Here is a 12,272-nt window from a genome sequence, read left to right on the forward strand (position 1 = left end):
CCGTGCTTCTTAGTTCCATGTAAATATAGGACTTATACCCTGCACATAACCGAGGCAATAATGGGATCTGAACGTTACATTGGAATTATGTCCGGAACCAGCATGGACGGTGTCGATACGGTTTTAGTTGACATTAACGGCAGCAAAATAGAGTTACTTTGCGAACATGCTTTTCCTATGGGCGAGAACCTTAAACAGTCCCTGTTAGATGTTTGTATGGGTCAGCCAACCAACTTAAAAGCGATCGGCGAGCTCGATCATCGCCTCGGGCACTTATTCGCCGATGCCGTCCTCGCGCTCTTGGAAAAAGCAAACGTTGATCCGGCAACCATCGCAGCAGTTGGTAGTCATGGACAAACGGTCTATCACTCTCCTGAGTCCGCCTATGCTTTTACCATGCAGCTCGGCGATGCCAACATTATCTCGGCCAAAACAGGCATCACCACGGTGGCCGATTTCCGCCGCAAAGATATGGCTTACGGCGGCCAGGGAGCACCGCTTGTCCCGGCTTTTCATCAGCAGCTTTTCAGTCAACCGGATCTGACTCGCGTTGTGCTCAATATTGGTGGTATATCCAACATCACCATCCTGACGCCCGAAAAACCGGTTACTGGCTTTGACACCGGGCCCGGCAACATGTTGATGGACGCCTGGATCCACAAACACAAAGGCCAGCGCTACGATAATAACGGTGCCTGGGCACAATCCGGAGTTGTACACCCAGCGCTACTCGAATCGCTGTTAAGTGATCCATTTTTCGCTCTTTCTGCACCCAAGAGCACGGGACGCGAACTGTTCAACCTCGCTTGGCTTGATAACCACCTCACTAAGCTCAACGTCAAACCAGAAGATGTGCAACGTACACTGGCAGAACTGACAGCCATCACCATTACCGATGATGTTCGCACTGAAACCCCTGGCGAATTACTGGTATGCGGCGGCGGGGCTCACAACCCTCTGCTCATGCAAAGACTCGCAGAGCTCTTGCCAGATTGGACGGTTGTTACAACGGCCGAGCGCGGGGTGGATATAGATAATATGGAAGCCATGGCATTCGCCTGGCTGGCTTATCGCACTCTGCATCAACTACCCGGCAACCTTCCGGAAGTAACAGGTGCCAACCAGCTAACTAGCCTGGGGGCAATCTACCCCTCATAATCGTTCCCATTACACAGCGAAACGGCTATCTCCTTCATCTTTGGCAACGGAGTCTCTTTTAGGTAAACTCCGCTGCCCTAAGAACTTCATTTAAAAAATCTATACTTGTAGAAATCCTTAGCTGCAGTTTATCCAACTGGATAAGTCGTTGTTCAGATATTGGTATTAGATAAGGTCTCATACAAGATGGCTGTAAAGTTGATATTGTTTATACTTTTTTCTCTTCCTCTATTGGCGTGGTCCAAAGAGGAGCCTATTGTGCTCCTTGTTAATTCATATCATCCCCAGTACCAATGGACAACTCAGCAAACTCAGGGCATCAAAGATGTACTGAGAGATACCGTTCATGCGGAGAATCTTCATATTGAATACATGGATGAAAGACGATTCGTGGATGATCAGGTTTATCACACCAAACTCATAGAACTGCTCAAACACAAGTACCAAGTGTATGAACCCGATCTCATCATGACTACCGATGATCATGCGTACAATTTTATACTCGAAAATGGCAAAGACTTATTTCCTGGCAAACCTGTTGTCTATAGTGGTGTCAACGTGCCCAATACGGAATTGATGGTGCACCACGATAGCATTATCGGCATAGTTGAAGGCATGGAAATTGAAGGAAACCTGGATCTGATTTTACAGCTTCAGCCCAGAACGAAGCAGATCATAATGCTGAGCGACACCACAGGCCTTGGTTTGAACATGGGTAAGAGAGCAAGAGAGATCAAAGCACAGTGGCAAGCTGATCCGCATAAAAAGCACGTTACATTGGAGGTTTGGGATCAATTCTCACTTCCGGAACTTTACCAACGGGCAGAAAATGCAGAATTTAACTCCGTGTTCCTGATGCTAGCTATCCATAAGGATAAACTAGGTACCTATTTCTCCTATGAGCACCATCTGCCTATCCTAACTCGAAAAAGTAAAGTGCCAGTATATGGCATGTGGGGAACGATCATTATCGGTTACGGGGGAACAGGTGGCCTCATGAATAACCCTTATGAGCACGGTAAAAGTGCCGCCAAAATAGCCATCAAGATTCTTGATGGTGTTCCGCTGAAAAACATCAAAGTACCGGATAAAGCAAATTATTCACCCTCTTTCGATTATCACCAACTAATACGGTTTGGTATCGACCTAAGCCGCCTACCCGCACAGAGCACCATTATTAACCGCCCAGTCTCACTCTATGACGAACACGCAAAGCTGATTAACAGCACGATTGCTCTGTTTATCTTTATGCTTATCGTTATCTCAATACTCACAATCAATATTAAGCGGCGGATCACGGCACAACGTAGACTGCACCAGTTTAATCTGGAGCTAGAATCCATCGTCCGGCAACGCACTAAAGATCTGGATGAGCGCAATAAAGAATTACAGGCAGCCTCAAAAATCTTACGGGCACACGCCTATTCCGACGAACTCACCGGACTGCCTAACCGAAGAGCTGCCTCCCGTGAAATCGTCGCCCACATTAAGCGTTACAACATGGATTATCAGCCATTGGCGGTCGCCATTTTAGATATCGACTTATTTAAGAGTATCAATGATACCTACGGCCATCAGGCGGGCGATGAAGTGCTGTGTGCGGTTGGAGAAACGTTAAAAGAAACGCTCCGCCCTAACGATCGGGTCTACCGCTGGGGAGGGGAAGAGTTTCTTATTGTCTTGCCTGATACCTTGGCTGACTATTCTGTCATTGTCTGTCAGAGACTCACTCAGAATATCAGCCAACTCAATATCAGTAACATCGGCACCATCACCGCGAGTATCGGAGTTACCAATTTCGCCAGCGGTGATTCTTTCGAAACCATTTTGCAAAGAGCAGATACCGCGTTATACACAGCCAAAAACAGTGGTAGGAACCAGGTTGTTGCAAGCTAATGCAACAATAACCCACATTTATCGCAGGATTACCGTCTAGTTCTGCCCTTGAAAACAACACAGACTACTAATTGTTTGAATTCATCACAAAAAGTGAATAAATCGTTAAAAAATAAGTTGCTATATCCAGTCGGAAAAAAGCAGAACAATCAACTTAAAACTTGATGAAGATCACCAATTCAGCCCGACAAAGATCACATTTACAAGTTATTAATTTTACTAGGATAAAAACGACGCAAACGTTACACTTGCGCCCCATAAGAACGATAACAGTACACAGGATATAGTCCTGTTTCTCTTCCCTAAACGTGAAAGGTCCTAAGTAAAGATGAGTCCGGAAAAATATCTTCTAGACTGGCAAACAAGCCAAACCAATGCAGAATCCATCTCACCACTTCTTGGCCAACTATACCGTCAGAAAGGCGTAGAAATCCTTCTGTTCGGTCGCCAAATTGTCAACGCCTCTGTAATCGATATCATTAAGGCACACCGCGTTGCCCGCCGCTATACCGGCAGCGAGCTCTCTCCTTCTCAGACATTGCCGCTGATCCAGGCGCTGACCGAACTTGACCTGTCTCCTTGCCGGATTGATGTCGGCCAACTGGCTTACGAGTACTGGAAAAACCAAGACGATGTAAGCAACCTGAATGACTTTTTAAGTACAGCCCTTATCGAATCACTCAACAGCTCGCAGTCTGTCGAAACTCAGGATGTGGTTCTTTATGGCTTCGGCCGAATCGGTCGTCTGCTGGCTCGCCTGCTTATTGATAAGAGCGGTCAGGGCTATCCGCTTCGCCTGCGTGCGATCGTTGTTCGTGGCGGCAAAGACGGAGATCTGGAAAAACGAGCCAGTCTGCTCCGTCGTGACTCTGTTCACGGTCAGTTCAATGGCAGCATCACCGTTGACGAAAACCGTAAAGCAATCATCGTTAACGGCAACTATATTCAGGTTATTTACGCAAACAGCCCGGCTGAAGTTGACTACACCACTTACGGTATCAATAACGCGCTTGTTGTTGATAACACCGGTATGTGGCGTGACGCCGAAGGCCTTGGCAAGCACCTTGAATGTGCTGGCGCGAAAAAAGTACTGCTGACCGCTCCGGGCAAAGGCGATCTCAAGAATGTCGTATTCGGTGTTAACGAGTCTGTTATCCTGGATGAAGACCAGATCATCTCGGCCGCCAGCTGTACAACCAATGCTATTACACCGATTCTGAAAGCGGTAAATGACAAGTACGGTATCCAGTCGGGCCATATCGAAACCGTTCACTCGTTCACCAACGACCAGAACCTGATCGATAACTTCCACAGCGGCGAACGTCGTGGTCGCTCTGCTGCATTGAACATGGTTCTTACCTCTACAGGTGCTGCTAAGGCCGTTGCCAAGGCGCTGCCTGAGCTAGCCGGAAAACTGACGGGTAATGCTATTCGCGTTCCGACCCCGAACGTTTCTATGGCTATTGCCAACCTCAACCTGGATTCTGACGTTGATGCCGAAGCGCTTAACACGTACCTGCGTGAAATGGCCCTGAACTCACCGCTTTCCGGCCAGATTGATTACACGCAGTCTACCGAGATTGTATCAACCGATATCGTTGGTTCTCGTCATGCCGGTGTGGTTGATGGCGCCGCGACTATCGCGCAGGACAAACGCTGTGTACTCTACATTTGGTACGACAACGAATTTGGCTACAGCTGCCAGGTTGTACACTGCATGGAACAAATGATGGGTGTGCGTTACAAAACCTACCCTGAAGCTAAATAACACTGCTATAAGATAACTATAATATCCCCTCTTGCTATTTGCCGCCTACGCTCCACTAGGCGGCTTTTTCATCTCATAGTCCAGAATATTCTCCCTGTCATTCAATTACCTGAACTCAATCTTCACAACTAGTACCTTCAGATTTATTCACCCAGAGCATAAATTCGTCAGCATTACAGCAAAAGCGGACACGTTTTTCCTGTTTGGAGCAGGGACAATAGCGCCATGACCAAATTTTACCTAGAAGTCGATACCCGATTTTTATGCTTTGGAATCAATGCTCTGAAATATGTTAACTCACAAACATTCGCCTGTTAACCGTCATCCCGGTGTAACGCCCTTTCCTGCAGATCCACTAAACAGGGAGAACAACTAATGTGGCCTTATCACATCGACCTTATCGCCATTATCAAAATGTTTAAATGGCGAATGCTCATCACCTGGCTACTCGTCATCGTCGAAAATGTACTGTTAGCCTTGATCCCGCTTTTTATCGGCCTGTCGATAGACGGTCTGCTGGCAGGTGATATTCACTCCCTCCAACTATTAGCGATTGTACTGGCAAGTATTACTGTGGTTAGCGTAGCTAGACGCCTGTATGACACCCGTGCCTATGGACAGATCCGGGTGGAGCTAGCTCGAGAAATTAACGTTCGTCTGTCACGCCTCCCGGTTTCGATCCGCAACGCCCGGCTCGAAATGTCCCGTGAACTGGTCGATTTTCTTGAAGAGGAACTACCGCCACTGTTTACCGCCTGTATCCAAATCATCGCTTCGGTTGTCATCCTGTTTGGGTTTTCCCAGTCACTAGCGGTGTCAGCTTGTATCTCAACTATCTTGATGCTGGTGATGTACAGCTTGTTCCATCAGCGATTTATCCGGTTAAACAGCGCGTTAAACGAACAGAAAGAAAAGCAGGTCCATATTCTTCACAGTCGGAATCCTCGACAGCTGTTAACCCACCTTCGACGTTTGTGTCAGCGTGAGATCCAGCTCTCCGACGCCGAGGCCATCCTATATGGCATGATCTTTCTCGTTCAGTTCGGCTTTATCGTCGCCAACCTTTGGCTGGCAGCTTCATTACCAAGCATTACACCCGGCAGTATTTTTTCCATCATCAGCTATTCGTGGGAGTACGTAGAGTCAGCCATCATGCTGCCTGTCGCACTGCAGACGTTATCCCGGTTACATGAAATTACAGCAAGAATTAACTGTGTTCAGCTTGCACCTGTAAACAAATAAGGTGAGAAACATGAAATCAATCAAAAAGAAAGTCCCTATCACCTTGGCGGTGTTATCTCTAGCCGGCGTCTTGCTGGTGCTGGACTCACTCCCCGATAGCTCATTACCGGTAACTACAGGAGTTCCCGCGGCTCAAGTCGTGACGGTACTACCATCGTCACCGGCGAAGCGACAGCTCTCCGTATCAACAGTTGGTATCACCCAGTCCCGCTGGCAAACAGAGCTAAAAGCGACAACCAACGGCAACCTGACGGAGTTCAACACTGACATTGAGCCGGGCAGCTTGATAGAGAAAGGTGACTTTCTCGCACAAATTGACCCGACGCACATAGCAGCCGAAGTTGAACAAGCCAAAAGCCATCTGGCCAGTACTCGCCTGAAGCTTGAGCGAGAAAATCACGAACAGACCGTCGCCAAGAAAATACTGCCACAAAACGTAAGTTCTGCCTTTGCCCGCCGTGAGCCACAGGTCGCCGCGGCAGCTGCCGAAGTTCATCATGCCGAACAGGCTTTGGCCAGCGTGAGACAACGACTGATCGAAAGCCGTGTAGCCGCGCCGTTTGATGCCGTCATTCTCAAGCGATTTGCCTCGCCAGCCCAGCATGTCGAATCAGGTACGCCTCTCTACATCATTGCTTCGAGTCACAGCGTCGATATTGAGGTATCACTCTCTAAACGCCTATGGCAAAGACTCGGTGGCAAGATAGAGCCAAGCCAGATCTCCGTTGTCGATAGAGATAACAACACCTGGCCGGTAAAGCTGCGCTACATTGCTCCGGAGTTCGATGCGGCTACCCGCCAGCGTCAGTTGGTTCTTGCCGTGGAAAATCCATTCCAGCAGCCTAAGGCTTTACTACCACTGCAACAGGTTAAGGTCATATTTAACATCACCCCCGATGCGCCTGTTCATCGCCTGCCAATCTCAGTTTTAACTCTCGACGGCGCGGTTTGGTGCGTCAATGGTGATAACAAGCTCGTACTCGAGCCAATTATCCAGCTCAATGAAGACGGCAACGAGGTGTGGTTCCAGTTCAACAAAGAGCCTGAACGCAGTCGAAACATTGTCAAATACCCCTTATTGACCATGTTACCCGGATCTAAAGTCGAGCCTATTTATACCAATAGCAACTCTGCCAATAACAGCTATGCCAATAACAGCGAGGAATCGCAATGAAATGGTTAACACGCTGGTTTCTGGATAACCCCGTTGCAGCTAATTTATTAATGGTCGCGATTCTGGCCCTGGGTGCGCTCTCGCTTACCACACTACGAGTAGAAAGTTTTCCGCAAACCAAGCCAACTAGCCTGGTAGTGAGTGTCACTTACCCCGGCGGAACGGCTAGTCAAGTCGATGAAGGGATCACACAACGAATCGAGGAAGCAATCAGTGATCTTGCGGGAATAAAACAAATTACCAGCCGCTCTTCAGTTGGCCTGTCTACTGTCAGGGTGAAAAAACGCACAGATACCAACCTGGAACGCCTGATCGAGGATGTCAGAAACCGGGTAAACAGCATTGTTGGCTTCCCTGAACTGGCAGAGAATCCGCAGATCTTTCGTGATGAATTTAGCAACCTGGCCTCATTTGTCGTGATCTCTGGTGAACGAAGTGATGACGAGCTGCAGCCCGTAGCAAGACAGCTAGAGATTGCATTAAAAAAACATGCTGCCATCTCCGCTGTCAAAAACTGGGGCAAACGCACATCACAACTGGTAATCGAACCGGATCCGGATAGTCTTCGTCATTACGGGATCTCATTTAACGATCTTGCGTACCATATCCGCCAGGCATCGTTGGAAACCAGAAGCGGTACCATTAAAAATGGTCAGGGCAAGCTGCTGCTGCGCGGAGACGGCTATGCTGATACAGTCAGAAAACTTCGCAAAGTCGTTGTAAAAACAACCCCAACCAGCGAAGTGCTACTTGAAGATATTGCCCAGATCCGCCGTGAATACGTCAAGACTGATGCCTTGGTTCGCAACAATGGTAATAATGCAATCGCACTACTGGTTTCCACCAGTAGAAAAGACAACCTGTTGCGTGTCAGCGAGGCGATAGAAGAAGTCCTGCAGCAGCAACGAGCCCTATTGCCTGATGATATTTACCTCGACACCATGGCCGATATGGCTCCCTATGTCGAAGACCAACTTGCCCGCCTCGGCAACAATGCATGGCAAGGGCTGCTGATTGTCGTCGTACTCCTTGGCCTGTTTCTCAATCTAAAACTCGCTTTCTGGGTTGCTATCGGGATCCCGGTCTCGATTGCCGGCACACTCGGTGTGATGGGTTTACCGGCGCTGGATTACAGCATTAACGACATCACCTTGTTTGGTCTGATTTTAGTACTGGGGATCCTGGTTGATGATGCCGTTGTCGTCGGCGAGAGTATTCATCAGGCACGCGGCAAATATTCCGATCCCAAACAGGCCGCCGGAAAAGGTGTGGAGGCCGTTAGCGTTGCCACCGTCTTCGGTGTACTCACCACCATTGCCGCATTCTCGCCCATGCTATGGATCGAAAATGAACTGGCAAAAGTACTGGCCGGGTTCTCGGCGGTAGTCATTCTGGCGCTGCTGTTTTCACTGGTAGAAAGTAAGTTCATTCTTCCCGCTCACCTAAGCTCACCGCCAGAGGGAGAGCCTAAGCATTGGCTAAGCCGCAACTTCAAGCGTCTGCAGCAGTTTTGCGATAAGCAGCTCCAGCGCTTTACTTTCGAGGTGTACAAACCGATGCTGGATTACGTCATTCGCTATCGGTATGCGAGCCTGATTGGCTTTATCAGTACCCTGGTTCTTGCCTATGGCCTGTGGTTCAGCGGCAACATCAAATCAAGCCTGTTTCCGGAGATCCCCGGACGATATTTAAGTGCCGATATCTCTCTGGAAGACGGTGCGCCTCATGAATTACTGGCTCTGCATGCCAAACAGCTTGAGGGCGCGGCTAGCTCGCTGAACAACAAAATACGCGCTGAATTTGGTCTGGAAGAGTCGCCAATCATTAACCTGCTTGTTGCAACAAACGGCAGTAGCAATGTCGAAGCCACCGTCGAGCTCACAACCGAAGCACTGAGTAAGCTACCCAACAACTATCTGCTTAATGAATGGAAAGGGGCCAGCGGTCGCTTTGAAGGCGCTTATGCCGTTAAATTTACCGCTACCGATGACTGGTCTGGCGGTACCGCTATCAGTATCAGAGCGCCTGAACGCCGAATAGCCAAGCAGGCTGCTGAGGCGTTACGCCACCAGCTCAGTAATATCCCGGGAGTTAATGATATCTATGACGACGGACAATCTGGCCTACCTCAGCTTCGTTTTACCCTAAACCGATATGGAAAGCACCTTGGGCTGACCCAGTCAGATCTTGCCAATATCATTAGCGGTGCTTTCGGCCAATATGATATCCACCGCCTGCTCCACCAGGCTGAGGAAACCAAGGTTGTCCTGCAGTTTAGTGACGACAAACGACGCAGCCTGCAAAGTGTACTCGACTCTCCGGTATTCTTACCGTCTGGGCAGTACCTGACACTGGGAGACATTGCCAATGCAGCCTACGAACAAGAGCCGCATACCCTATACCGACGAAACCGCAATGAGGTTATCACGGTGTACTGGCGCCAAGACCGAACCGTTCAGGCACCGGAAGCGGTGTGGAAGACTGTTGAGCAGGATATTTTGCCAACACTCAGCAAACAATATCCAAGTGCCGTCGTAAAGCCCGTTGGTGAGTTTGAAGAGATCAACGAAGTGCAGACAGGTTTTAAAAAGGCCATGATCCTCACTCTGCTGCTGATCTATACCCTGCTGGCGATCCCGCTTAAATCTTACTGGCAGCCACTAATTATTATGGCGGTGATCCCATTCGGCTTTGCGGGCGCCATATTTGGCCATGCCATAATGGGTCTGCCTATCAGCATACTGTCTTTGTTCGGTATGATGGCAATGACCGGTGTTGTGGTAAACGACTCACTGATATTAATCACCCGCTTCAACAAAAACTACCGAAGTGGTATGCCAAGGCTTGAGGCACTCATTAATACCGGTACCAGCCGAGTCCGAGCCATATTTCTGACGACCGTCACCACGGTGTGCGGTTTGCTGCCGCTACTTAGCGAAAGCTCGGAACAGGCACAGTATCTTAAGCCTGCTGCGGTCTCATTGGTGTTCGGCGAGCTATTTGCTACCACCGTTACCCTGCTGCTGATACCAATACTACTGCAGATTTTTACCCGCAAAGATCGTTGCGATACAATTCCTGACACTCAGGCGCCTCAGGCTTTGCCCAATACAGCGATTCATGAAGGATAATACAAAGGTTAACGTTATGGATTCACAACACCTTGTTCCCGAGCTTGCTCTGATTGAAGAACTACCGGAACACTGGAAAAGCCGGTTCGAGAAAGCACTCTATATGTTGTATGAGTCTTTGGAACAATCACCTGCGTTGGCCTGGGAAGAAATTGCTATTTCCTGTGCAATCTCCCCCCACCATTTCCACCGCGTATTCCGGGCTGTCTTCAACGAGGCGCCGGGGCAATACCTGCGTCGACTTCGACTGCAAACCGTGGTTGAAAAGCTTATCTATACCTCCGACAGCATTACCGATATCGCTGTCGGAAGCGGCTTTTCCTCTTCTCAGGCATTGGCCAAGGCGCTAAAACGAGAGCTCAATACCTCAGCCAAAGCCATTCGGAAATTACGGGAGCGGGACAGTTATGATTACTTGGATGAGCTATATAACAAGCTTGGCCACCCGACATCACAATCACACAAGACGATGGAATCGCAGATCGTGGAGCAACTAAACACCGAGCTGCGCACCTACCCCGAACGACATCTTCCGTCCAAACGCTTTAGCATTCCGGAGTTTGAAAAAATCATGGATGAACCGGGTGATGAAGAGTTCGAGGTAATTGTTGCTACCGATGTAGAGCAGCTCAACAACTGCTTTGATGATATAACCGTCCATGTTGGTGAGGAATTTACCTCGGCCTTCAGAGCAAACCTGGCTATTGCTGCGGGCAAATATCTTTGCTGTAAAACCAATATAAGTACTGATGTAGGCTACTACGCCGTTTGGAACGAACTCTACCGCCGTGCAGTCCTGGAAGGTTACGAACTCTGTGAGCAAGGCTACACCGTTGAATACTTACGTAACGCTTCGACTAAATTACCCTATGGAATGGAGATCGAGCTTCAACTGCCTGTCGAGGATGTAGACGGGTAAACGTCTTTCTTCAAGGTAAGAGTGATTGTTCACTTCCAAGCAACGCCTTAAACTTCTCACGCAACCTATCCCGCAGCAATAACACTGCGGGAGTCACTTGCTTTCGACTCGGGCAAATCAACCACAAGCTCGTTGATTTTGCTCTAAAACCAGGCATGACTTCTACCACCCGCCCGGCTTTCAGATCGGCAAACATATCCAGCCTTGATTTCAGCGCTATACCTTTACCCGATACCACCCAACGCCTCACGATATCACCGTCATTGCAGATACGATTACTGCTGACTTTAACCTTCTTCGTTATTGGTTCCGAGTTTCCAGTCCCCTTATTGGTAAACTCCCACTGATTGAAAATTTGATCGCCAAGCCGATACAATAAGCAGTTGTGCTGCAGCAACTCTTCCGGAGTCTGAGGCGTACCATGACGCTCAAGATACTCGGGAGATGCGCACGCAATGCGATCCACATCTATCAACTGGAAAGCCACCATTGATGAGTCTTCTGGTTGCCCGTAGCGCAATGCCACATCGACCCTGTCCATATAAAAGTCAGCCAACGAATCTCCCAGGCTCAACTGAACGCTGAGCTCAGGATTGCTATCCATTACATCATCAAGCAACGGCAAGAGCATGTTTCGCCCCAGATCCGAGGACACCGACATGCGGATTTCGCCTGCTATCTCTCCTTGCATTTCGACAAGCGATGCCTTGGCATACTCCAGCGATTCAATTGCCTGACGACAATGCAGCAGAAAACGCTCTCCTTCAGCGGTAATACGTAACTGACGGGTCGAACGGATAAAAAGCTCAACGCCTAGCTGCTTTTCAAGTCGCTTCAGCGCCGCACTGGCTGCAGCCGGACTGGTATCCAGCAAGCCTGCCGCGGCAGTGATACTGCCGCAGTCAGCAGTTCGTATAAATAACTCAAGATCAGATGTATTCATAGCAGGCTTATTTTCAAAAAATTATTGAAAAAGTTTAAACC

General features: G+C 48.8%; 8 protein-coding genes. 7 read left to right on the plus strand and 1 reads right to left on the minus strand.

All coding sequences use genetic code 11. The features are described 5' to 3' along the window. Positions 1-60: 60 nt before the first annotated feature. The 7 genes from EIZ48_RS19865 (at position 61) to EIZ48_RS19895 (ending at position 11,288) form a co-directional block, all read left to right on the plus strand. On the plus strand, positions 61-1,158 hold the full coding sequence (locus EIZ48_RS19865) for an anhydro-N-acetylmuramic acid kinase (protein WP_160655234.1): 1,098 nt from the start codon (positions 61-63) through the stop codon (positions 1,156-1,158). A 186-nt stretch (positions 1,159-1,344) separates the two neighbouring features. After that, complete coding sequence (locus EIZ48_RS19870; RefSeq protein WP_160655237.1) at positions 1,345-3,054, plus strand: GGDEF domain-containing protein; 1,710 nt, start codon at positions 1,345-1,347, stop codon at positions 3,052-3,054. Positions 3,055-3,382: 328 nt separating this feature from the next. Then, positions 3,383-4,822 carry a glyceraldehyde-3-phosphate dehydrogenase gene (locus tag EIZ48_RS19875; protein WP_160655240.1) on the plus strand — a complete coding sequence of 480 codons (1,440 nt, stop codon included), beginning with the start codon at positions 3,383-3,385 and terminating at the stop codon, positions 4,820-4,822. A 375-nt stretch (positions 4,823-5,197) separates the two neighbouring features. Then, positions 5,198-6,064: an ABC transporter six-transmembrane domain-containing protein gene (locus EIZ48_RS19880; protein WP_160655243.1), complete on the plus strand. Its 867-nt coding sequence runs from the start codon at positions 5,198-5,200 to the stop codon at positions 6,062-6,064. A gap of 10 nt (positions 6,065-6,074) precedes the next feature. Next, positions 6,075-7,238 (plus strand): efflux RND transporter periplasmic adaptor subunit, encoded by a 1,164-nt coding sequence (locus EIZ48_RS19885; protein WP_160655246.1) that lies wholly within the window; start codon positions 6,075-6,077, stop codon positions 7,236-7,238. Then, positions 7,235-10,369 carry an efflux RND transporter permease subunit gene (locus EIZ48_RS19890; protein ID WP_160655249.1) on the plus strand — a complete coding sequence of 1,045 codons (3,135 nt, stop codon included), beginning with the start codon at positions 7,235-7,237 and terminating at the stop codon, positions 10,367-10,369. Before EIZ48_RS19885 ends, EIZ48_RS19890 begins: the two co-directional genes overlap by 4 nt. A 16-nt stretch (positions 10,370-10,385) precedes the next feature. After that, positions 10,386-11,288, plus strand: coding sequence for a helix-turn-helix transcriptional regulator (locus EIZ48_RS19895; protein WP_160655252.1), 903 nt, complete (start codon positions 10,386-10,388; stop codon positions 11,286-11,288). A gap of 10 nt (positions 11,289-11,298) precedes the next feature. On the opposite strand, the gene EIZ48_RS19900 is transcribed toward EIZ48_RS19895, so the two are convergent. Beyond that, complete coding sequence (locus tag EIZ48_RS19900) at positions 11,299-12,231, minus strand: LysR family transcriptional regulator (protein ID WP_160655255.1); 933 nt, start codon at positions 12,229-12,231, stop codon at positions 11,299-11,301. Between the last annotated feature and the right edge of the window lie 41 nt (positions 12,232-12,272).

Origin of the sequence: Photobacterium alginatilyticum, assembly GCF_009910675.1 — a bacterium.
GTDB classification, from domain to species: Bacteria; Pseudomonadota; Gammaproteobacteria; order Enterobacterales; family Vibrionaceae; genus Photobacterium; species Photobacterium alginatilyticum.